We start from the raw sequence: 22,322 nt of genomic DNA, 5'->3' as shown, positions 1-22,322 counted from the left end.
GCGCAGGGCACCGCGACCGCCCCGAGGCGAGTCGCCCGCCCTCGTCGTCGGGAGGGCAGCGTGTAGTCCGCATGTCGCACAGCCGCTGCCCAGACGGCGTCGAACGCGTCGGCGCACAGCTTGACTACAGCAGGCGGGTCAGGGTCAGCGATCCGCTTCCGCGGTGCAGGAGATGAAGTCGGCCCAGGCCCTTGCCGGGAAGGCGAGGCGGGGCCCGGTGGGGGTCTTGGAGTCGCGGACGTGGACTGCCGTGGGGGTGCCGGCTATCTCTACGCAGTTCGAACTGTCTCCGCTGTAGGTGGACTTCCGCCACCGGAGGGTCTGCATGATCGGCCTCTCTCACATGTGCCGGATGAGCGTCTGGACGAAGTCGCGTGTCTCGCCGGTGCCGAGAGCGCAGGACTCCATGTGACTCAGCACGGCACGGTACTTGCTCAACTGGGCCTCTGCGTCAAGGAATCCGCAGCCGCCGTGGTGGGTATCAAGTTGCACGGTGTCGAGTTGAGGCACGGCCCCCGTGACGTAGTCGAACGACTGCCCAGTACTGGGGTAGAACTCCGCCCCGAAAGTGATCACCCGGACTGTGACGTGCGGTAGCTCAGCCATGTCCAGCAGGTGCTCGAGTTGAGCGCGCGCGACGGCGGGGCCGCCGAAGCCCATGCGCAGGGCCGATTCGTGGATGATCGCCGAGTAAGGGGGAGGGCTGTCGCGATGGAGGATGCCCTGGCGTTTGATCCGATGGGTGAGTCGGTGCTCGATCTCGTACTGCCGCATGGGCGGTACCACGGCCCGGAACAGGGCGCGGGCATGGTCGGTGGTCTGCAGGAGGGCCGGGATGTGCATGGCGAGGGCCACGCGCAGGCCGGTGGCGTGGTGCTCCAGCTCGGCAAGATCGACAAGAGCTGCGGGCAGGTGCTCGCGGTACTCGTCCCACCAACCGCGAACCCGGCGCCCGGTCATCTCGGCGAGGGCGTTGATCAACTGCTCGTCGGCGCAGTCGTAGGCCGACGCCATCCCCCGGACAAGGTCGGCGCTGAGCGCGCTGCGACCGGTCTCGATCATGCTGACGCGTCCTTGGTTGACGCCCAGGTGCACGGCCGCCTGCGTAACGGTGAACCCCGCGCGTTCGCGGAGCTTGCGCAGTTCGGCGCCGAGCCGGCGCTGGCGGAGGGTGGGGTTGTTGACGGGCGGCAAGGCACCTTCTCTCAGGCCGCTGGGCGGTGGACGCGTCACCCACACGGGTCAATTGCGGTTACATCTCTTCAATTTGGAAGATGAATCTCCCAGTGGGTGTCTACGGTAGTCCGTGCCGCTCAACTCCCCGCCCCCGTAAGCCGGAAGCGCACCTCGTCAGGCACTGCCACCGCTCGGCGCGGTCGTTGGGCAAGCCCGAACCCCCCTCTCTGCAGAACCCGGAGGCCTCCATGGGCACCGTATCCCTGCCCGACACCTGGGTGTACGCCCTGCGTCTGCCGCACGACCCGAGAGCCGCACGTGTCGCACGTATGACCGTACGGGCCGCCCTGTGCGGCCACGGCAGACGCGAACTGCTGGACACGGTGGAACTGCTGGCGTCCGAGCTGGTGACCAACGCCTACCGGCACTCCGGAGGCCCCTGCTCGCTGCGGCTGACCGCGCTGGGGGACGGACGGCTTCGGGTCGGGGTGTGGGACAGCCACCCGTACATCCCCGCTCCGTTCGCCAGGCCGCCCGGAGAGCGGATCGCACCCGCTCCGCCCGACGTGGGCGGCGGGCGCGGGCTGTACCTGGTGCAGGAGTACGCCGACTCCTGGGGCGGGTGGGCGCTCGGGGACGGTCTCCCCGGGCGTGGCGCCGGGAAACTGCTCTGGTTCGAGGCCGGAGGGCGAGGCTAGGGTTGATCCTTTCAATCCGGAGGAGGGGAGTCGGCTCCATGTCCGACCAGGCGCCCGAGACCGCGCGCACCACGGCGTTCGACCGCGCCGAGCGGCGGATGTGGGCCGGGAAGGCCGCCGCGTACGGGGCGGGCTTCGCCCGGCTGTGCGCGCATCCCGTGCCCCGGCTGCTGGACGCGGCGGGCGTCGGGGCCGGGACGTACCTGCTGGACGTGGGGACGGGCACCGGCACCGTGGCCCTCGCGGCGCAGGAGCGCGGCGCACGGGTGCGGGCGGTCGACGCCGAGCCCGCGATGGCCGAGGCGGCACAGGCCCGCGGGGTCGCCGCCGACGTGGCCGCGCTGCCGGAACTGCCCTTCCCGGACCAGGAGTTCGGGGCAGTCGTCGGCAACTCCATGAAGGGGCACGCGGTGGTGCGGAACGGGCGTTGCCGGTCCGCGCCGCCGCCAGAGGAAGGCTGCGGCGGCGCGGACCGGGTCAGTCGCCGGTGACGGTGACCTTCTCGTCGTTCTTCAGCTGCTGCACCAGCGTCTTGACCCTCGCCTTGTCCCAGAGGAGGTTGCCGCCCGTGGAGCCGGCCAGGGGCATGTTCATCGAGGTGCCGTCGCCGCCGCTGACGCCCTTCATCGCCCAGAACATGCCGGCCAGGTCGAACAGCCCCATGTCCTTGTCGACGATCAGGGAGTCCAGGCCCGCGCCCATGGTCGGGTAGAGCTTGAAGGGGTTGAGGACCGTGCCCGGGGTGGCCACCTGGTTGGCGAGGGCGGAGAGGAACTTCTGCTGGTTCTTGGTGCGGTCCAGGTCGGAGCCGGCGAAGGCGTACCGGGTGCGGACGAAGGCGAGGGCCTCCTCGCCGTTCAGGGTCTGTCTGCCCTGCTGGAAGTCCGCGCCGGACTTCTTGTCCTTGAAGGCCTTCGGGATGTCCATCTCCACCCCGCCGACCGCGTCCACGATGTTCGCGAACCCGGCGAAGCCGATCTCGACATAGTGGTCGATGTGCAGGCCGGTGTTGAACTCGACGGTGCGCACCAGCAGTTCGGGGCCGTCCTCGGCGTACGCGGCGTTCAGCTTCACGCGCCGGCCGGTGCCCTGGTAGATCTTGCCCGACTCGGAGCCCTTGAAGGTGGGGATCTCCACGTCGGAGTCGCGGGGCAGGGAGACCAGTGTCGGGGCGCCGCCGCCGGTGTGCAGGACCATCATCGAGTCGGTGCGCTTGCCCTCGGCGGAGCCGGTGTGCAGCTGCTTCTTCTGCTCGTCGGTCATGCCCGCGCGGGAGTCGGAGCCGACGATGAGGTAGTTCGTGCCCTCGCCCGCCTCGGGTCTCTCGATGACCTTGGAGAGGTCGACCTCGCGGTTGAGCTTGGAGTCGGCCCAGAAGTAGGTGCCCACCGCCGTGACGACCAGCACGGTGCTCAGCGTGATCGCGGTCCACTTGATGCGGCGCCGCCAGTCCGGCCGGGGCCGGGCTCCGCCGCCGGGGTGCCCGGTGCCCCCCGGACCGCCGCCGCGGCCGCCGCCGGAGGGGCTGCCGTAGACCTGTCCGGTGTTGTAGCCGCTGTCGTAGCCGCCGTACCCGTCACCGCCGTCACCGCCGTCGACGTACGACGGCTGCTGCGGCACCCCCGGCTGCTGCTGCGGCGGTGCCGGCCGGCCGCCGCCGGCCGGGCCGCGCCGGACCTGCCGCATGACGCGCGGGCCCTCGGGCCGGGCGCCCGCGCTGCCGCGGCCGTGGGCGGGACCGCGTCTGCCGCGGTTGTCGTCGGGCCATCCCTCGGGCCATTCGTTCATGCGGCACAGTGTGCCCGGCGCGGCCGGGTGTCTGACAGAGCCGGTGGGAAAACAGGGGCGGTGCTGTTGCCAATCCGACACAAAGTCCCGAGTCCGTCGCTTCGGCTTAGGGTGGGGGTCATGACAGACCAGGCCACCGGCATCGCCATGGACAACGCCGGCATTCCGGGCAAGCCGACCTCGGCGTCCCGCACCACCCTCAGCCACATCATGACCCACAGCGACACCAACCTGCTGGGCACCGTGCACGGCGGCGTGATCATGAAGCTGGTGGACGACGCGGCGGGCGCCGTGGCCGGACGGCACAGCGGCGGCCCCGCCGTCACCGCGTCGATGGACGAGATGGCCTTCCTGGAGCCGGTCCGCGTGGGCGACCTCGTCCACGTCAAGGCCCAGGTCAACTGGACCGGCCGCACCTCCATGGAGGTCGGGGTACGGGTCCTCGCCGAACGCTGGAACGAGTCCACGCCCGCCACCCAGGTCGGCTCGGCCTACCTCGTGTTCGCCGCGGTGGACGCCGAGGGCAAGCCGCGCACCGTGCCCCCGGTCGTCCCCGAGACCGAGCGGGACAAGCGCCGCTACCAGGAGGCCCAGATCCGCCGCACCCACCGCCTCGCCCGCCGCCGCGCCATCCGCGAGCTGCGCGAGCAGCGGGCCGCGGAGGGCTACCAGGACTGACCGCCGCGGCCGTCGGCGCGGCCGGGCCCGGGCCGGACCCGGGGGCCGCGCATCTCACGACGGGCCGGGGTCCCCTCGCCGGAGCGCCCCTCGGCCGGAGTCCGGCCGGGCCCCCTACGGGCAGCCCACCTCGTCGCCCCGCACCACCCCGAACTCCCCCTGCCGGGCGTCCTCCGCCCGCACCTTCCGCACGCGCGTGTAGTCCGAGCCCACGACGACCTTCAGGACGCCGCCCTGCCCCTCGACGGCCTGCAGTTCGCTGCCGGGGAGGGCCGCGGCGAGGGACTTCGCCGACCTGTCCCAGCGCGGGTCGTACGCGACCAGGGTGCGCTCCCGCGCGGGCTGTGCGGAGTCCGTCGGCCGGTGGCTGGTGCGGAAGCCGGCGGCGGCCAGCGCGCCGTCGACCTCGCGGCCCAGCCCGGCCGTGCCGGTGCCGTTCTCCACCTGGACGCGGATCTGCTGCGGCGCGACCGGCACCCGGACCTCCGCGCCGCGGAGGCGGGGCACGGCCAGCGGCCTGTCGTCACGCAGGGACCGGAACAGGCGGGCCGACTTCACCGGGTCCCACTTCAGCGTCGAGCCGATGCCCTTCACCGTGTAGCCCATCTGCCCGATGGGGACGGTGGCGAACTCCGACGAGGAGGGCGAGAAGTCGCGCATCGCGCGGCCCAGGTCCAGCAGTTCGTCCGTGCCGAAGCCCTTGTCCGCGCGGACCGAGCCGAGCACCGCCCGGGTCACGTCCCGGAACTTCAGCGGGTTCAGCAGGATGCCCGAGGACGTGGCCCGCTCCACCAGCGCCGCGAGGAACCGCTGCTGGCGCTGCATACGGCCGAGGTCGGAGGCGCCGTCGACGTGCCGGGAGCGCACGTACTGCAGGGCCTGGCCGCCGTTCAGGTCGTGCGGCCCGGCCGGGAGGTCCAGGCCCGTGTAACCGTCCTTCAGCGGGGCCGTCGTACAGATGCGGACGCCGCCGAGGACGTCCACGGTCCGCATGAAGCTGGTGAAGTCGACCTCCAGATAGTGGTCGATCTTCACCCGGGTCATGCGCTCCACCGTCCGCACGGTCAGCTGCGGCCCGCCCTCGGCGTAGGCCGCGTTCAGCTTCACCGGATGGGCGTGGTGCCGCTCACCGCTCGTACGGTCCACGTGCTCGGGCAGCTCCGCGTAGGAGTCGCGCGGCAGGGAGACCACACTGGCCCGCTCCCGGTCCTCCGAGATGTGCACGATCATGATCGTGTCGGTGCAGTGGCAGGGTTCGCCGCCCAGCCGGTAGGCGCGCCGCTCGGCCTCGCCGATCTCGTCGCGGCCGTCGGTGCCGACCAGCAGGACGTTCATGCCGTGCCCGGCCTGCGGCCGGTTCTTCATGTCCCGGAACGGGTCCACCCGGGCGATGTCCGCGTCGAGGCTGGTGACGACGGCGTGCCCGATCCCGGCGGACGCCAGCACCACCACCGACAGGGCCGTCACCGCCCGGGTGGCCCAGCGGGGCCGCCGGAGCCGCGGGCCGGGACGCCGCCCGGGGTGCCGGGGGCGGCGGGCCGGGGGCTGCGACGCCCCTCGCGGCCGGGCGGCCGACGCGGGCTGCGGCCGGGGTTGCGACGGGGGCTGGGGCCGGCCGTGGGACCTGGGCGGCGTGGGCAAGGGACACCTCCGGGCGAGGCCGTGACCGGGAGACCGGGATCCGGGATCCACTGGGGCGGGTTCCGAAAGCCCCGCCCGGCCCTCCGGGCGGACGACGCCGCTTCGCAACACGCCTTGACACCGTAGGTCCATACGATCTCCACTCCGGTGCACCACACGGCCGGGTCACACCGCCGTCCCCCGTTCGCGGTAACGTGAGCGCCGATGAACACCAATCCCGACGTGCAGCTCCCCGCCGTTTCCGTGATCATGCCCGTCCTCAACGAGGAGCGGCACCTGCGCGGCTCCGTCCAGGCGATCCTCGCGCAGGAGTACGCCGGCGAGACGGAGGTCGTGATCGCTCTCGGTCCGTCCACGGACCGCACCGACGAGATCGCGGCCGAGCTGGTGCGCGAGGACCCCCGCGTGCACACCGTGCCCAACCCCACCGGGCGCACGCCGGCCGCCCTCAACGCGGCGATCCGGGCGTCCCGGCACCCGGTCGTGGTCCGGGTCGACGGGCACGGCATGCTCTCGCAGGACTACATCGCCACCGCCGTGCGGCTGCTGGCCGAGACCGGCGCGCAGAACGTCGGCGGCATCATGCACGCCGAGGGCGAGAACGACTGGGAGCACGCCGTCGCGGCCGCGATGACCTCGAAGATCGGCGTCGGCAACGCCGTCTTCCACACCGGGGGCCAGGCCGGCCCCGCCGAGACCGTCTACCTCGGCGTCTTCCGCCGCGAGGCCCTGGAACGCCAGGGCGGCTACAACGAGGAGTTCATCCGCGCCCAGGACTGGGAGCTGAACTTCCGCATCCGCGAGGCGGGCGGGCTGATCTGGTTCTCGCCCGAACTGAAGGTGTCGTACCGGCCCCGGCCGAGCATGCGGGCCCTCGCCAAGCAGTACAAGGACTACGGCCGCTGGCGGCACGTCGTGGCCCGCTACCACGCCGGCTCCATCAACCTGCGCTACCTCGCGCCGCCCACCGCCCTGTGCGCCGTCGCGGCCGGACTGGTGCTCGGCGTCCTCGCCACCCCGTGGGCGCTGCTGGTGCCCGGCGGATACCTCGCGGCCATCACCGCGGGCTCCCTCCCGGCGGGCCGCGGCCTGCCGCCGAAGGCCCGCCTGCAGATCCCCCTCGCCCTGGCCACCATGCACATGTCCTGGGGCTGGGGCTTCCTGACCAGCCCGAAGGCCCTCGCCCGGAAGGTCATCGCCTCCCGCCGCCCCGCCGCGGCCGGCGTGGACGCCACGCGCTGAGCCGGGCCGCCGGGGCCGCCCCGGCGCACCGGTACGCGCCGGGCCGGGCCGGGTTCGCTGGACGCCCCCGCGCCTCACGCACCGCGCGGCCGGAACCGCCCGCGGTACGCCGAGCGGACCCGGGTACCGGCCCGCACCGCGCCGCCGACGTCCCCCGGGCGCGGTCGGGTGCCCGCCCGGCCGGGCCCTACCAGCGGTAGGGCCCGTACACGTCCATGCAGGTGCCGCTGTCGGCGCCGTTCAGGGCGTCCGCGTTCTCCGGCAGGTCACCGGCCTTCGGCGGGGCCTTCTTCGGGTAGGCCGCGCCCGAGCGCCAGTCGGCGCCCACGACCAGGGTCACCCCGGACACGTCGGTCGACCGCTTCACCGAGCTGAGCGGCACCCCCAGCGCGGCGGCGACCCGCCGGGCGTCACCCTCCAGGTCGGCGCTGGGGTAGCGCACGACGGTGCGCTCCTCGGCGTACGAGGCGGAGGTGTCCGGCGCCGCCAGGGCGAAGCCCTTCTGCACCAGGGTCTGCGTCACGGCCCTCGCCCGTCCGTCGACCACGCCCAGCGTGCCGGACCGGGTGGCGTTCTGCACCAGCACCCCGATCTGCGCGTCCGGCGCGGCCGGGTCCGCCGAGCGGGCCTCCTCGGTCCTCGCCGGCGACGGCTCGCGCGGGCCGTTGCCGTCCAGCGGCACGTCGTCGCGGAGCATCTCCCACACCTGCTCGGCGTCGGCGCCGTCCGGCACCACGTGGTTGCGGTTCCGGGGGTCCTCCACCCACGGCATCGTCAGCATGGTGATGCGGTCCGGCGGCACGGACCTCAGCTCCCTGCCCAGGTCGTACAACCGCTTCACCGAGCCGACCTCCTCGGACACCGTCAGGGCCTTCGTGGCCGCCTCGGCGAGGTCCATGAGCCGGCCGGTGTCGGTGAAGACGTTCTGCCCCCGCAGCTCGCGGATCATCGACGTCAGATAGAGGTGCTGGGCCCTGGCCCGCTGTATGTCGCTGCCGAACGCGTGCCGCGTCCGCAGCCACTGCAGCGCCTGCTTGCCCTTCACCTGGTGCGTGCCCGCGGTCAGCCGGAGACCGGAGCCGCCGGGCACCCCGGGCAGCGGGCGGTCCCAGACGTTCTGGTTGACGCAGACCTCGACGCCGCCGACCGCGTCCGCCATGTCCACCACGCCCGCGAAGTCGATCGTCATCCAGTGGTCGATCCAGATGCCGGTGAGGTTCTGCCAGGTGGCGAGGGTGCAGCCGGCGCCGCCGCGCGCCAGGGACTCGTTGATGATGCCGCCCGCCGCCCCGAAGGTCTCCCCGGTCTCCGGGTCCGTGCACTCGGGGATGTCGACCCGGGTGTCCCGGGGGATGCTCACCACCGCGGCGCTCCTGCGGTCCGCGGCCAGGTGGATCAGCATCTGCACGTCGCCCAGCGGGGGGTTGCCGCGGTTGTCCCGGCTGCCGCCGAGGGCCACGTTCTCGTCGGAGTCACGGCTGTCCGAGCCGATCAGCAGGATGTTCAGCGGGGTCTGTCCGGCGGCGTTCGGCGTGGCCTTCGTCGCCTTGGAGTCGCCGCTGCTGCGCTCGCCCTTCTCGATGTTGCCGTTCAGGTGGCGGTAGTACAGGTAGCCGGCGCCGGACGTGCCGAGTATCAGCACCGCGAGGACGGTCGCCGACCATCTCAGCGCGCGACGCCCGCGCAGCGCGCCCCGCCGCCCCTGCGGCGGTCTCCCCGCGGCGTCGGCGGCCGCCGCACCGTCACCCGCCGCACCCCCGTCGGCCGTTCCGCCGGCCGTTCCGCCGGCACTCCCGCCGGCCACGGCGCCGGACGTTCCGCCCGGCCCGCGAGGGGGCCCGGCCGCCTCGGCCGTCCCCTCCTTCACGCCGTTCCGCGTCACCCTGCGTCCTTTCCCGCCCCTGGGCCGTCGAACGGGCCTGCCGTTCGCCCGGTAGGACGCGCGGCAGGCCCGTTCGGTCGCCTCGTACGCTCAGCTGGCGCACTGAACCTTGTCTGCTGTGGACTTCTCCGCGTCGACCTTGACCGGACCGGTCAGCGGGATCCCCGCACCCTTGAAGTCCCTGCCCAGGGTCAGGGTCATCGTCGGCAGACCCTGGGAGTTGGTCACACTCTCGCCCGGCTTCATCGCCGCACCCGGCAGCCCCATGATCGCCGCGAGCGCACGGGCCTGGTCGGCCTGCTCCGGCGCGTACTCCAGCGTGGTCTTCGCGATCTCGGCGGGCGCGTTGCCGCCGTTCTCCGACTTGGTCACGCCCTCCTCCAACTGGAGCCAGTTCAGGGTCTGCTGCGCGGACCCGGCGGGTGCCCCGCCGTTGAAGATCTGAACCCGTACATCGGAGGCGGGCGCCTTGGTGCCCTTCAGCCGGGCCGCGACCGCCGCCTTCTCCTTCTGCTGCTCCTGCTTGACCTCGGTGAAGGAGACGTCGTTCTTGATGGCGTCGAAGATCGGGGGCGCCTTCGCCTCGTTGAGGACGACCGTGACCTTGGTCGTCTCCGCCGGATTGTCCAGCACCGGCACGGTGGTGAACGAGATGTTCTTCGTCGGCACCTTCTTCAGCTCCAGGGCGACGTCCTTGAGCGTGGAGACCTTGCCGATGGCCGTGTCGACCGTGAGGGCCTTGGTGGCGGCCTCCGCCAGTTTCAGCAGCTTCGTGGGGCTGGTCAGCGTGTCGCCGGAGGACATCTTCCGCATCAGCGAGGCGAGGAACTGCTGCTGCACCTTGATGCGGTCCAGGTCGCCCTGGTTGCCCCAGGCGTGCCGGGTGCGGACGAACGCCAGCGCCTGCTCGCCCTCGATGGTGGACTCCCCGGCGGGGAGCTTGAGATGGGACTTGGGGTCGTCGACGGCCTTCTCGACGCACACGTCGACGCCGCCCACGGCCGTGGTCAGCGTCTTGATCGCGTTGAAGTCCGCCATCATGAAGTGGTCCGGTTTGATACCGGTCAGGTCCTCGACGGTGCGCATGGTGCAGCCCGCGTCGCGGCCGCTGACCCCCAGGCTGTAGTTGAAGTGCGTCCCCTGCTCGCCGGGGACCGTCACGGTGCTGCCGTCGTCCTGCTTCGTCTCGCAGTCGGGGACGTCGGCGATCAGGTCGCGGGGGATGCTCAGCACGGTGGCGTTCGTCCGGTCCTTCGCGACGTGCAGCAGCAGCGTCGTGTCGGCGTGCCCGGCCGAGTTGTCGGCGTCGCCGTAGCCCTCGTTGCCCTCGCCGGTGCGCTTGTCGGTGCCGATCAGCAGGATGTTGAACGCCTCGTCCTTGCTGAAACTGCTCGCCCCCGCGTTCCCGACGTCCGTGGTGCTGACGTTGCCCTCGAGGTGCTTGAGATACAGGTACCCGGCGGTGCCGGCGACCAGCAGGACCAGCGCCATCGAGCCGCCGGTCCATACCAGGATCCTCTTGCCGCGGGCCTTCTTCGCCGGCCGCCGCCCGCGCCGGCCCGGCGCGGGCTCCCCGGTCCCCGGACGGCGCCGCCGCGGCGGCGGGACCTGGCGTCCGGGCGGCGCGTCCTCGCGGCCCGGAGCCCCGGGCGCACCGCGGCCGGCCGGCGCGGCGGTACGCGCACGGGGCGCGCCCTGCGCGGCGTGGCGCGCGTCGGCACGCGGCCCCGGCACCGGTGACTGCGCTGCGGGATGACCCAGTCGCAGTTCGTATTCGCCGGTGTTCGGATTGAGCACCCACTGGTCTGCGGGGTCGATGTTGTCCGCCCGCCCACGGCCTTGCGCGTCCACGGTTGTCCGAATCCTCCGTCGGGGCCACGCGGCGCCTTCTCCCTTCAAAGGCGCTCGGGTCTCGTACAAGCAGTGCGCGACCCCGGGACAGGACCGGTCGGGTCGCTGAGCCGGGGGCACCGGAAGCGCTCACACTATCCGCCCAGTTCAGCGTGGAGCGACGACGGTGACAAATTCCACGCCCCTACAACCGGGCAATCCCGCCCAATTCTTTGAACGCGCGTTCGTCCGGGGTGTCCGTCTTGAGGATGGCTTTACCCGCAGTCGTCCTCCGCGGCCGTGTTCCCGCGGAACGTGGGCGCGGGAGAAGCGCCGTCATTTCCGTACTCTGCGTGACCGTTCGACTGCGTTTCCGTGCCGGAGTCCGTGTTCGCGTCCGTCTCCGTGTTCGCGTCCGTGTCCGTATCTGTGTCCGTGTCCGTGTCCGTGTCCGTGTTCGTGTTCGTGTTCGTGTTCGTGTTCGTGTTCGCGGGGGAATTCCGCGGATTCCCGGTCACCGCGACCGGCGCGTCCGTGCGCAGTCGCGCGAACAGCTTCCGCGCCTCCGGCTCGACGAGCTGGTCGCGGTTGGCGTTGTAGGCGTACGCCTCCCGCGGGACCGTCAGGAACTGCACCCGTGAGGTGGGGATGTCCCGGACACCGCGGACGAGTTCGTACAAACCGCGCAGGCTGGCCAGTGACGGGTCGGTGGTCAGGGAGGACGTCGCCGCGTCCAGCACGGGATACAGCTTGACCGGGTTCAGCAGCACGTCGGTGCCGCGCACCTCGCTGAGGAGCGCGCCGAGGAAGCGCTGCTGGCGGTCCATGCGGTCGGTGTCGCTGCCGTTGCCGAGGGACTTGCGGGCCCGCACGTAGCCGAGTGCCTGCTCCCCGTTCAGCCGGACCCGCCCGGCGGGGAGCCGCAGCTTGGCGGCCTTGTCCCGGATGGGTTCGGCGACGCAGATCTCGACGCCGTCCAGCGCGTCGACCATCCGCTTGAAGCCGCTGAAGTCCACCACCACGTGGTGGTCGATCCGGATGCCGGTGAGCTTCTCCACGGTCCGGATCGTGCACGCCGAACCGCCGGTCTCGAAGGCGTAGTTGAACATCGCGAACGTCGGCTCGGCGCGGCTGCCGTCGCGCCGCCGGCAGCCGGGCACGTCCACCATCAGGTCGCGCGGCAGCGAGACCGCGGTGGCGCTGTGCCGGCCCGCCGACAGGTGCAGCAGGATCGTCGTGTCCGACCGCTCGGTCCCCGAGTCCCGGCCGTACCGGCCGTTGTCCGCGCCCGACCGCGAGTCCGAGCCGATCAGCAGCAGGTTCTGCGCGCCCTTCACCAGCGAGGTCGGCCGCTCCTTCTCGTACCGGGCGAGTTCGGCGGCGGCGGCCTCGTCGGCGGTGATGTTCCCGTCGAGCTTGGTGTAGACGACCCAGCCGGTGCCCACCGCGGCGGCCACGAGGACGGCCGCCCCGAACGCGGCCCCGCGCACCCAGCGCCGACGCCGCCGCCGCGCCGGTCCGGGACCCGACGCAGCCGCCCCGGCACCCGCCGCCCCCGGCCTCCGCACCGCGCTCCCGGTCTCACCGCCGGTTCGCCCGCCGCCGTCGTTCCCGCCCTCGTTCCCGACTTCGTCGATCACGGCTGCCCCCCCCCTCGCGGCGTACGGGCGTGTCGTCCTGCGCCTACGACGATGCCGTGGACGGGGGCCTGATGCGGGGTGGGACTGGGCCGAACGGGGGCCGCGCCGCGGGGGAGCCCGGGAGGAGGCGGCCCGGCAGCCCACCCCGCTGCCGGGCCTGCCGGAGGCTCAGCGGGCCGTCGCGGTGACCCGCTCGCTGTCGATCCGGCGGGCCACCGTCTCCTGCGAGGCCTGCGCCAGGTTCCGGCACAGCACCACCGACCCGCCGGAGGCCAGCGGCGCGTACAGCCCCGCGCTCAGCCCCTCCCACGTGTCGTACGGCAGCCCGGACAGCAGCCGGGAGCCGGGCCCGGTCAGCCCCAGCGGCCCCGCCTCGGCCCGGGCCCGTTCCACCACCTCGGCACCCGTGAACTCCGCCCCGGCCACCACCAGTGCGGGCTCCTCCGGATCCACCGGCGCGTACGGCGCGAACCGGTCCCCGTGCCCCGGCACGTCGACGGCGTAGTCCGCATAGCCGGGAGGCGGGCCCGGTACGAAACGCCGGCCCAGCGGAGCCAGCGACAGCGCGTACCGTTCGCCGCCGCAGGCCAGCCCCTCCTCGAACCGGTCCGGCCCGGCCACCACATGGCCGGCCCGCGCCGGGTCGCCGTCCACGTCGGCCACCACGCCCACCGACGAGCAGGCCAGCAGCCACACGGCCGTCTGCCAGTGCGCGGGCAGCAGCAGCGCCACCCGCTCACCCGGCTCGGCGGACATGCCGTCCTGGAGGAGGTTGGCGGTCTTGGCCACCCAATTGGCGAAGGTGGCGACGGACAGTTCGACGCGCTCACCGGTGGCGTCGTCGTAGAACGTGACGAGGGGGCGTGCGGGGTCCGCGGCGAGCGCGGAACGCAGCAGGTCGGCAGGGGTACGGTCGGTCGCATTCACTCGCGCAAGCGTACGCGTGCCCGCGCACCCGCGCCGGAACGCCCGGCCACCGGATCGGCCCAGCGCACACCACCGGTTCGGCCCAGCACGGGTCACCGGTTCGGCGCAACGACGGCCGACGCACCGTCAAGTCCCCGATGGACAGATTTGTATGACCATGTCCAGGATCAGGGGCATGCGTGGACTTCTTGCCTTCTCCATCGGCGCCGCCTGCGCGGCCGCTCTCGCACTTCCGCCGGCCCTGCCCACCCGCGTGGCGACGGTCCCGGCAGCGTCCGCGGAGCAGGCCACCGGCCCGTCCTCCGCCGCGGCGGGCGACACCTCCGCGGCCCCCGCGGCCCCCGCGGCCCTGGCCGGCGGCACCTCCGGGGCCGTCCCCGGCCGTACCGCCGCGGCCCGCACCGGCGGTACGGCCGGCGCCTCGTCCGGCGCGGCCGCCGCGGACGCCCTCCCGGCCTCGTCCGCGGGCGCCCTCGGAGCCCCGGCCGCCGCAGCCATGGGGGACCCCGCCGCGGCCGTCCCCGGTGACACCCGGTCCGTGCCGCTGGTGCCGCTCACCGCCGACCGTGCCTCCGGCTCCGCCGCCGTACAGGGCCTGCCCCGTCGCGAGGTACGGCACTTCTCGCTCGTCGGCGTGGTGTGGGACGACCCGCGTGCCGAACTCCACGGCAGCGTCCGGGTCCGCGTCCGCGACGCCACCACCGAACGGTGGTCGGGCTGGCAGGACGTGGGGACCCACAACCACGAGCACGCCCCCGACCCGGACACCGGCGAGGGCGCCGCCCGCACCGTCCGCGGCGCCACCGCGCCCCTGTGGGTGGGCGACTCCGACGGCGTCGAGGTCCGCGTCCGGGCCGCGGAGCCGGCCCACACCGACGGGTCCGGCCGCGCGGCCCGCACCGGCTCCGGCGCACCGGCCCTGCCCTCCGGCCTGCGCCTGGAACTGGTCGACCCGGGCCGGACCGGCCGTGTCCCCGCCGGCCCCCGCGCCCACGGCGCCGTCCCGCTCGACGCCCGGCGTGCCGCCGTGCTCAGCCCCGAGGCCGCCGCAGCCTGGGCCGCCAACGCCGGGCTCGCCCCGCCCGGCGCCCTGGAGATCCCCGCCCAGAGCCGCGGCGACGCCGAGGACAACGAGGAGGGGGCGGCCTCGCAGGGAGCACCCGCGGCACAGGCCGGACCCAAGAAGATCGGGCCGCGCCCGCGCATCGTCACCCGGCACGGCTGGGGCGCCGACGAGAGCCTGCGCGAGAAGAAGTTCCTGTACACCAAGCAGGTCAAGGCCGGGTTCGTGCACCACACCGTCACCGGCAACAACTACACCTGTGCGCAGGCCCCGTCCGTCATCCGCGCCATCTACCGCTACCACGTCCGGAGCATGGGCTGGCGGGACATCGGCTACAACTTCCTCGTCGACAAGTGCGGAACCATCTACGAGGGACGGGCCGGCGGCGTGGCGAAGCCGGTGATGGGCGCCCACACACGCGGCTTCAACAGCTACAGCACCGGGATCGCCGTCCTCGGCACGTTCACCTCCGCCAAACCCTCGGGCGACGCGGTGACCGCCGTCGCCCGGCTGACGGCCTGGAAGCTCGGACTCGACGGAATGAACCCGGCGGGGAAGACGTATCTCACCTCCGGCGGTGGAAACCTCTACCAGAAGGGCAAGAACGTACGACTGAGCGTGATCTCCGGCCACCGGGACACCTTCGCCACGCAGTGCCCCGGCGGCCACCTGTACGGCAGACTCGGCTCGGTCCGCTCGGACGCGGCCCGCTACCAGGGCCGTTGACCCGCTCCAGCCCCCGGTGTCCACCCGGCGGACCGGGACCACACCCGGGGGCGGACTCAACCACCGGGGGGAGTGACGCGTCATCGCCGACAGCCGAAGGTGCCGGACGACGGACTGCACACACCGGCCGGACGACCGTCCGGCCGGTCCCGGCAGGAAGCGGAGACGACAGGTGACAGAAGCGATCCTCCTGGTCGGCGGCAAGGGAACCCGGCTGCGCCCGGTCACGGTGTACACGCCGAAGCCGATGGTCAGGGCGGCGGGGGTGCCGTTCCTCACGCACCAGCTGGCGCGGGCGCGGGCGGCGGGGGTCGAGCACATCGTCCTCGCGACGTCCTATCTCGCGGACGTCTTCCGGCCGTACTTCGGCGACGGCGCGTCCATGGGACTGCGCATCGAGTACGTCACGGAGGACGAGCCCCTCGGCACCGGCGGCGCGATCCGCAACGCGGCGTCCCGGCTGCACTCCGGGCCGGACGACCCGGTGCTGGTCTTCAACGGCGACATCCTGACCGGCCTGGACATCGGAGCCCTGGCCGGCACGCACGAACGGACCGGCGCGGACGTCTCCCTGCACCTGACGAAGGTGACCGACCCGCGCGCCTACGGGCTGGTGCCCACCGACGGCACCGGCAGGGTGCTGGCCTTCCTGGAGAAGCCGCAGACGCCCCAGGAGATCGTCACCGACCAGATCAACGCCGGCGCCTACGTCTTCCGCCGCTCCGTCATCGACGCGATCCCGGCCGGCCGCCCCGTCTCCGTGGAGCGCGAGACCTTCCCCGGCCTGCTCTCCGCGGGAGCACACCTCCAGGGCCTGGTCGACAGCACGTACTGGCTCGACCTCGGCACACCGGCCGCGTTCGTCCGCGGCTCGGCCGACCTCGTCCTGGGGCGCGCCCCGTCCCCGGCGGTCCCCGGCCGCTGCGGCGACCGGCTGATCCTCCCCACGGCGACCGTGGCACCGGACGCGAAGCTGGCGGGTGGAACCGTGGTCGGCGAGGGCGCGCTCGTCGCCGAGGGCGCCCGGGTCTTCGGCTCGACGATCCTGCCGGGTGCGGTGATCGAGCCCGGCGCGATCGTCACCGACTCCCTCATCGGCAGCCGGGCCCGGGTGGGCACCCGCTCCGTCCTCACCGGCACGGTCGTCGGCGACGGCGCGGTCGTCGGCGCCGACAACGAACTCCTCGACGGCGCCCGCGTCTGGTGCGACGCCCGCATCCCGGCAGCGGCCCTCCGCTTCTCCCCGGACCGGTAGGGGTTCTCCCCTGGACCGGTGATGGTTCTCCCCGGACCGGCAGGGGTCGAACGTCCCGGAGCGGCGGGCCCGGACGGCGGGAGGCGGCCCGGGCGGCAGGCGGGGGAGCGGGGGCGGGAGGCGGCTCTGCCACCGGGGCCCCTCCTGGCGCGGAACCCGGCCCGCGACCTGCGGAACCGGGCTTGGGGCCTGCGGAATCGGGCCGCGACCTGCGGAATCCGGCCCGCGACCTGCGGAACCCGGTCTGGGACCTGCGGAACCCGGTCTGGGATCTGCGGAATCGGGGCCGCGACCTGCGGAATCGGGCTTGGGGCCGGCGGAGCCCGGGCCGCGACCTGCGGAATCGGGTCTGGGATCTGCGGAATCGGGCTTGGGGCCGGCGGAGCCCGGGCCGCGACCTGCGGAACCCGGTCTGGGATCTGCGGAACCCGGTCTGGGACCTGCGGAACCCGGTCTGGGACCTGCGGAACCGGGCTTGGGACCGGCCGAATCCGGCCCGACCGGTGAGAGGCGTCCTGGGCACGGTCGACGCCGCCCGTGCGTGTCGCGGCGCCGGGCGGCGTCGCCCCCTCACAGCCGCCCGATGTCTCCCCTGGTCATCCGGGGCGCCCGCCGTGCCGGGGTGCGGCCGCTGAGCAGGATCAGCCGGGCGGCCCGGTGCCGCTGCCCGGCGTAGGGCTCCAGCAGACGCAGCATCACCGCGTCGTCGGCGAAGCGGTCCCCGGCCAGCGCCCACCCCACGATCCCCGGCAGATGGAGGTCGCCGACGGTGACGGCGTCCGGGGCCCCGTGGCTGCGCTGCACGGTCTCCGCGGAGGTCCAGGGGCCGATGCCGGGCACCAGCTCCAGCCGGGCCCGCGCCGCCTCCGGCGCCATCCCCGTCGCCTCTTCGAGCCGGGCGGCGACGCGCACCGCGCGCAGCACCGTCGTGGCCCGCTTGTCGTCGACTCCGGCGCGGTGCCACTCCCAGGAGGGGATCAAGGCCCAGGTCCGCGGGGCGGGCATCACCCACAGCCGCCCGCCGGCCGCGGGCCCCGGCGCGGGCTCGCCGAACCTCCGCACGAGCAGCCGCCAGGCCCGGTACGCCTCGTCGGTCGTGACCTTCTGTTCGAGCACGGACGGGATCAGCGACTCCAGGACGAGCCCGGTCCGGGTCAGCCGCAGGCCCGGCCTCCGGTGCCGGGCCGTCGCGACCAGCCGGTGCCGGGGCGCGAACGCGTCCGGGTCGTCCGCCGCGCCGAGCAGCTCCGGCAGCCGCTCCAGGAGCCAGTCGGCGCCGGGGCCCCACGCCTGGCCGCACACCTCGCCGCCGCGTGCGGACACCCGCAGGGTTCCCGGCCCGGAGGGCGTCCGGCTGGCCCGCCACACCGCGCCGTCCGGGGTCGCCCGGAACGTCGGGTCGGCGGGTCCGCGCCGCAGCGGGCCCAGCACCAGTCCGAGATCCAGCGGTCCCGGCGGAACGTACGTCCGTACCCGTCCCGCTTCCGCGGCCGGCCCCGGCTCGCCCGCGGGCAGCGGCACATGACCCCCGCGCACGGTCGTACGCGTGGGGCGCGGAGCGAAGCGTCCTGCCACGATGAGGTCCCTGGGAAGCCGGTCGGTCCTACGAGCGTACGAGCCCGGCCGGCCCGGCGGGGACCACTCGCCCGTAGACGTACGACACACCCGCGCCGGCCGCGCGCCCGGCAGCCGCCCCGCCCCCGGCCGTGCCCGCCGCGGCGGGCCGCCGCCGCACGGTCCCGGTCACCGCACCTCCACGAAGGCCGCCGCGTCGCGGTCGCCGCGCGGCCCGGGCGGCGAGGCGGGCCGGCCGATCGCCACCGCGCCCATCGGGTCCCAGTGCTCCGGCAGGCCCAGCACCTCGCGGACGACGTCCCGGCAGAACATCGTGGAGGACACCCAGGCGGAGCCGAGCTGCTCCCCGGCGAGGGCCACGAGGAAGTTCTGCACGCCGGCGCCCGCGGCGACCACGAACATCTCCCGCTCGGCGCCGTCGCGCCGCGGATCGCCGTAGGTGTGGGAGCCGTCCATGACGAGGCAGGGCACCGCGAGGTACGGCGCGTTGCGCAGGACGTCGCCGCGGCGGACGCGCCGGGCGATGGACTCCTCGCTCCTGCCGTCGCGGCGCAGGTCGGCGATCCAGGCGTCGCGCATCGCGTCCAGGAGCCGGGTGCGCGACCCCGGGGACTCCAGCAGGACGAACCGCCAGGGCGTGGTGTGGTGCGGTGCGGGCGCGGTGATCGCCGCGGCCACCGCCCGGCGGACCGCGCCGGAATCGACGGGTTCGTCGGTGAAGGCGCGGACGGTACGGCGCTGCGCGACCGCCTCGCGGACCGCCTCCGAGGTGCCCAGGCGGAACATGTCGCTGCCGGCGTCCCGGACGAGGTCGCGCGCGCCGGCCGCGGTCGGGCCGGTCACCCGGGGCAGTCCGCGCACCACGGCCACCGGCAGCCCGGCCGCCTTGCCCTTCACGAGGTCGCCGGCCGCGGCGAGTTCGTCGGCGGTGGCCACGACGGTCGAACTGAGCGGGTTGCCGTGCGCGTCGGTGCCGCCGCGCAGGTCGTCCAGCACGTGCACACCGGCGGCGCCGACGGCGATGTCGGTGAGTCCGGACCGCCAGGGCCGCCCGGACGTGTCGGTGACGACGACGCCGACGTCGACGCCGAGGACGGCCCGCAGGCCCTCGCGGAGCGCACGGGCGGAGGCGTCGGGGTCCTCGGGGAGCAGCAGCACCGTGCCGGCCGGGGTGTTGGAGGCGTCGACGCCGGCCGCGGCCATGACCAGGCCCTGGCGGTTCTCGACGATCCGGAGCGGGCCGCGGCGGGCCACCACCCGGACGGTCTCGGCGTCGATCGCGGCCTCCCGGTCGGCGGCCCGGACGACCCGCCCCTCCGCCTTGGAGACGATCTTGGAGGTGACCAGGACGACGTCCCCGTCGGCCAGGTCCGGCTCGGCGGCGGCGATGAGCTTGGCCAGGTCGTCGCCGGCGGCGACCTCGGGGAGGCCGGGAACCGCCCAGACGCGGTAGCCCGGGGGCGTCGCGGTCACGGCGTGCGCACCTCCTCGGCGAGCGCGAGCGCCTCACCGGCCATGCGCGCGGTCGCGTCCAGGCCGGTCATCATCAGCGGGACCGCACGGCACCGGATGCCGGCCGTCTCCACACGCTCCACACAGGCCGCGTCGGCGGTGTCGACGAGCCAGCCGTCGAGCAGGCCCGAGCCGTAGTGCTCGGCCACCGCCGCGGCCGTGGACTCGACCCCCACCGCGGCGAGGACCTTGTCGGCCATGCCGCGCACGGGGGCGTCGCCCACGATGGGGGAGAGACCGACCACCGGCACCCCCGCCTCGGCGATCGCCTCGCGGATGCCGGGCACGGCCAGGATCGTCCCGATGGAGACGACGGGGTTGGACGGCGGGAAGAGCACCACGTCCGCGGCGGCGATGGCCTCCAGCACGCCGGGTGCGGGCTTGGACTGCTCCGCGCCCACCGGGACGACGGCCTCGGCGGGCACCGACGCGCGCAGCCGCACCCAGTACTCCTGGAAATGGATCGCCCTGCGCTCACCGGAGCCGGAACCGGAGCCGGAACCGGAGGCGGGGCCGGTGTCGGAGCCGGAGGCTGTGCCGCCGGAGGCCGTGCTGCCGGACCCGGGCGTGGCGCCGTCGTCCGGCAGGGTGACGGCCACATGGGTCTCGACGCGGTCGTCGGTCATCGGGATCAGCCGCACCCCGGGCCGCCAGCGGTCGCACAGGGCCTCGGTGACCGCGCTCAGCGGATACCCGGCGGCCATCATCTGGGTGCGCACGATGTGCGTGGCGAAGTCCCGGTCGCCCAGCCCGAACCAGTCGGGGCCGACCCCGTACGCCGCGAGCTCCTCCTTGAGGTGGAACGTCTCGCCGGAACGCCCCCAGCCCTGCTCCTCGTCGATGCCGCCGCCGAGCGTGTACATCACCGTGTCCAGGTCCGGGCACACCTTCAGCCCGAACAGGTGGATGTCGTCCCCGGTGTTGCCGATGACGGTGATGTCCGCGTCCGGCGCGGCCTGCTTCAGACCACGCAGGAACCGGGCACCGCCGATGCCGCCTGCCAGAACCACAATGCGCATGCGCCAAGTCTTGCAGGCGGGTCCGACATCGCGTCAGGCGGTCACGGGTCGGGTCTCGCAGTGCGGCGTCGTGTGCATCGGCATCTCGGTCAGGCCGGGGTGGTAGATGTGCAGGCTGACCGCGGGCACCAGAGCGTCGTTGACGACCTCGTGCACGTAGCCGGGGGCGAACACGCGCTGGGCGCCCGCCGTCAGCGCGCGCGTGGCGCCCCCGGTGCGTCCGGCCCGCTCGGTCAGGGTGCCGTCCAGCACGGTGAGCACACCGCAGGAGCGGCCGTGGTCGTGCCGTCCGCTGCCCTGGCCGGGCACCCAGGACAGCAGCCACACCTCGTAGCCGGGGCCGGTGCGCAGCCGGTGGTACCAGCGGGTGGTGGCGTCGTACCGGACGAGGGGCTCCCACTGGGAGCGGTCGGCGGCGATGGAGCGGGCCAGACCGGCGAACTCGGCGACGGTCACCGGGTGCTCGCGCGGAGCCTGGAGGAGGTGCTGCACTTCGAGGATGTCGCCGGCGATCTGGAGGTCGCTGTCGCTGTTCATGAGCGGGGTGGTTCCTCGGGGAGGTCGGGGCGGGGAGCGGGGGACGGCGGGAGCCGGCCGGGTGCCGCGTACCGTCCGCCCGGGTGACGGGGGACGGCTCCCGGGGGGGGGGGAGCGGGGAGTGCCCGGGTACGGGCGGCGGAGACGGAACCGCCGGGTCGCGGTGGACTCCGGTGGAGTCGGCGGTGGACTCCGCTGGGATCAGGGTGCGGCTGGAGCGCGCGTGGGGCTCAACAACCGGGACAACAGCAACAGCTACGGCGAACGGGGGCAGCACCGGGGGACCCGGCGGAGCGGGTCGAGACGAGTGCCGAGTTCGCGAGCATGCCCCAAGGACAGCGGCTCACACCTGCACTGTCAACTCGACGCCCGGTATGTGGGACGCGCTTCACCTCTTCCGGTGCACCTCGCTGGCGAAAGGTTTGTTCAGCGAGGGCCGGGGACACAAGGCGCACAACCGGGCGCGCAAGCCTCGTTGCGAACCCGTGATCTCGCTGTGATCCGGTTCGCTTCGCCACGCGTGCCGGAACGGGATCGAACGTCCGGGCGTCCTTCTCCGTACAGCTCTGTGCGGGGCCGGAAACCCTCCGGACCCCTGTCTGCATGTCAAGGTTTATGGCGATTTGAACACTTTCCGCACCGCCTTGGTTCCGCAGAGTGAATAAGGGGCCCAATAGCAGATCTCGGCTTGACTCGCCCGGAGCAGCACACTTGTAATTTCACTCGTGTCGTTCAGCCGGTTTCGGTAACGGCCACATCACGGGGACGCGAAAGACAGACGAGGGGCGCACATGACCGAGCTGGTGCAGCAACTGCTGGTCGACGACGCGGACGAGGAACTCGGCTGGCAGGAGCGCGCGCTGTGCGCCCAGACCGATCCCGAGTCCTTCTTCCCCGAGAAGGGCGGCTCCACCCGCGAGGCCAAGAAGGTCTGCCTCGCCTGTGAGGTCCGCTCCGAGTGCCTCGAATACGCCCTCGCCAACGACGAACGCTTCGGCATCTGGGGCGGCCTCTCCGAACGGGAGCGCCGCCGCCTGAAGAAGGCAGCCGTCTGATCCGCCGCCCGTTCCGCGGCCCGGGCTCGGCCCCGCCCGCCGGCTCGACGGAGCAAGGCCCCGAGGGCCGGCAGGGAC

At 73.6% G+C, this 22,322-nt stretch carries 19 protein-coding genes; 7 read left to right on the top strand and 12 right to left on the bottom strand.

All coding sequences use genetic code 11. The features are described 5' to 3' along the window. Positions 1–144: 144 nt before the first annotated feature. Both AC5K6T_RS28495 and AC5K6T_RS28490 read right to left on the bottom strand, forming a co-directional pair. A complete protein-coding gene (locus AC5K6T_RS28495) occupies positions 145–327 on the bottom strand; it encodes a DUF397 domain-containing protein (protein ID WP_493213582.1) in 183 nt (60 codons plus the stop codon). A 12-nt stretch (positions 328–339) separates the two neighbouring features. Next, entirely contained in the window at positions 340–1,194 is an 855-nt protein-coding gene (locus AC5K6T_RS28490) for a helix-turn-helix domain-containing protein (RefSeq protein WP_493213580.1), read from the bottom strand. A 230-nt stretch (positions 1,195–1,424) separates the two neighbouring features. Between AC5K6T_RS28490 and AC5K6T_RS28485 the strand changes: the two genes are divergently transcribed. Both AC5K6T_RS28485 and AC5K6T_RS28480 read left to right on the top strand, forming a co-directional pair. Continuing rightward, a complete protein-coding gene (locus AC5K6T_RS28485; protein WP_493213578.1) occupies positions 1,425–1,874 on the top strand; it encodes an ATP-binding protein in 450 nt (149 codons plus the stop codon). 38 nt (positions 1,875–1,912) lie between these two features. Further along, positions 1,913–2,365 carry a class I SAM-dependent methyltransferase gene (locus AC5K6T_RS28480; protein WP_493213576.1) on the top strand — a complete coding sequence of 151 codons (453 nt, stop codon included), beginning with the start codon at positions 1,913–1,915 and terminating at the stop codon, positions 2,363–2,365. Here the strand turns inward: AC5K6T_RS28480 and AC5K6T_RS28475 are convergent. Then, complete coding sequence (locus AC5K6T_RS28475; protein ID WP_493213574.1) at positions 2,352–3,662, bottom strand: LCP family protein; 1,311 nt, start codon at positions 3,660–3,662, stop codon at positions 2,352–2,354. The genes AC5K6T_RS28480 and AC5K6T_RS28475 overlap by 14 nt on opposite strands. A 120-nt stretch (positions 3,663–3,782) precedes the next feature. On the opposite strand from AC5K6T_RS28475, the gene AC5K6T_RS28470 reads away from it, so the two are divergent. Beyond that, positions 3,783–4,340, top strand: a complete 558-nt coding sequence (locus AC5K6T_RS28470) for an acyl-CoA thioesterase (protein WP_493213572.1) — start codon at positions 3,783–3,785, stop codon at positions 4,338–4,340. Positions 4,341–4,454: 114 nt separating this feature from the next. Here the strand turns inward: AC5K6T_RS28470 and AC5K6T_RS28465 are convergent, their stop codons facing one another. Further along, positions 4,455–5,981 (bottom strand): LCP family protein, encoded by a 1,527-nt coding sequence (locus AC5K6T_RS28465; protein WP_493213570.1) that lies wholly within the window; start codon positions 5,979–5,981, stop codon positions 4,455–4,457. A 204-nt stretch (positions 5,982–6,185) separates the two neighbouring features. Here AC5K6T_RS28465 and AC5K6T_RS28460 point away from each other — a divergent pair, with 204 nt between their 5' ends. Then, positions 6,186–7,223: a glycosyltransferase family 2 protein gene (locus AC5K6T_RS28460; protein ID WP_493213568.1), complete on the top strand. Its 1,038-nt coding sequence runs from the start codon at positions 6,186–6,188 to the stop codon at positions 7,221–7,223. 187 nt (positions 7,224–7,410) lie between these two features. Here AC5K6T_RS28460 and AC5K6T_RS28455 read toward each other — a convergent pair whose 3' ends face one another. The 4 genes from AC5K6T_RS28455 to AC5K6T_RS28440 form a co-directional block, all read right to left on the bottom strand. Further along, positions 7,411–9,105 (bottom strand): LCP family protein, encoded by a 1,695-nt coding sequence (locus AC5K6T_RS28455; protein WP_493213566.1) that lies wholly within the window; start codon positions 9,103–9,105, stop codon positions 7,411–7,413. A gap of 90 nt (positions 9,106–9,195) precedes the next feature. Continuing rightward, the gene (locus tag AC5K6T_RS28450) at positions 9,196–10,956 is read right to left on the bottom strand and encodes an LCP family protein (protein ID WP_493213564.1); all 1,761 of its coding nucleotides are present in this window, start codon (positions 10,954–10,956) and stop codon (positions 9,196–9,198) included. A 254-nt stretch (positions 10,957–11,210) separates the two neighbouring features. Next, the gene (locus tag AC5K6T_RS28445; protein WP_493214281.1) at positions 11,211–12,503 is read right to left on the bottom strand and encodes an LCP family protein; all 1,293 of its coding nucleotides are present in this window, start codon (positions 12,501–12,503) and stop codon (positions 11,211–11,213) included. Between the two features lie 240 nt (positions 12,504–12,743). After that, positions 12,744–13,502: a TIGR03089 family protein gene (locus AC5K6T_RS28440; RefSeq protein WP_493213562.1), complete on the bottom strand. Its 759-nt coding sequence runs from the start codon at positions 13,500–13,502 to the stop codon at positions 12,744–12,746. A gap of 175 nt (positions 13,503–13,677) precedes the next feature. Between AC5K6T_RS28440 and AC5K6T_RS28435 the strand changes: the two genes are divergently transcribed. Continuing rightward, positions 13,678–15,291 (top strand): peptidoglycan recognition protein family protein, encoded by a 1,614-nt coding sequence (locus AC5K6T_RS28435; protein WP_493213560.1) that lies wholly within the window; start codon positions 13,678–13,680, stop codon positions 15,289–15,291. A gap of 172 nt (positions 15,292–15,463) precedes the next feature. Continuing rightward, on the top strand, positions 15,464–16,546 hold the full coding sequence (gene manB / locus AC5K6T_RS28430) for a mannose-1-phosphate guanylyltransferase (protein ID WP_493213558.1): 1,083 nt from the start codon (positions 15,464–15,466) through the stop codon (positions 16,544–16,546). Between the two features lie 570 nt (positions 16,547–17,116). On the opposite strand, the gene AC5K6T_RS28425 is transcribed toward manB, so the two are convergent. From AC5K6T_RS28425 to AC5K6T_RS28410, 4 genes are all read right to left on the bottom strand, one after another. Beyond that, a complete protein-coding gene (locus AC5K6T_RS28425) occupies positions 17,117–18,121 on the bottom strand; it encodes a DNA-3-methyladenine glycosylase family protein (RefSeq protein WP_493213556.1) in 1,005 nt (334 codons plus the stop codon). A gap of 168 nt (positions 18,122–18,289) precedes the next feature. Further along, positions 18,290–19,594 carry a coenzyme F420-0:L-glutamate ligase gene (locus tag AC5K6T_RS28420; RefSeq protein WP_493213554.1) on the bottom strand — a complete coding sequence of 435 codons (1,305 nt, stop codon included), beginning with the start codon at positions 19,592–19,594 and terminating at the stop codon, positions 18,290–18,292. Then, the gene (locus tag AC5K6T_RS28415; RefSeq protein ID WP_493213552.1) at positions 19,591–20,652 is read right to left on the bottom strand and encodes a 2-phospho-L-lactate transferase; all 1,062 of its coding nucleotides are present in this window, start codon (positions 20,650–20,652) and stop codon (positions 19,591–19,593) included. Before AC5K6T_RS28415 ends, AC5K6T_RS28420 begins: the two co-directional genes overlap by 4 nt. Before the next feature lie 33 nt (positions 20,653–20,685). Then, positions 20,686–21,189, bottom strand: coding sequence for a cysteine dioxygenase (locus tag AC5K6T_RS28410; protein WP_493213550.1), 504 nt, complete (start codon positions 21,187–21,189; stop codon positions 20,686–20,688). A gap of 791 nt (positions 21,190–21,980) precedes the next feature. Between AC5K6T_RS28410 and AC5K6T_RS28405 the strand changes: the two genes are divergently transcribed. After that, a complete protein-coding gene (locus AC5K6T_RS28405; protein ID WP_003975777.1) occupies positions 21,981–22,244 on the top strand; it encodes a WhiB family transcriptional regulator in 264 nt (87 codons plus the stop codon). Positions 22,245–22,322: the final 78 nt, after the last annotated feature.

It is taken from the genome of Streptomyces sp. B8-7 (assembly GCF_058833805.1).
The sequence above is the reverse complement of the archived record's forward strand: the minus strand, read 5'-3'. Positions and strand labels throughout refer to the sequence as shown.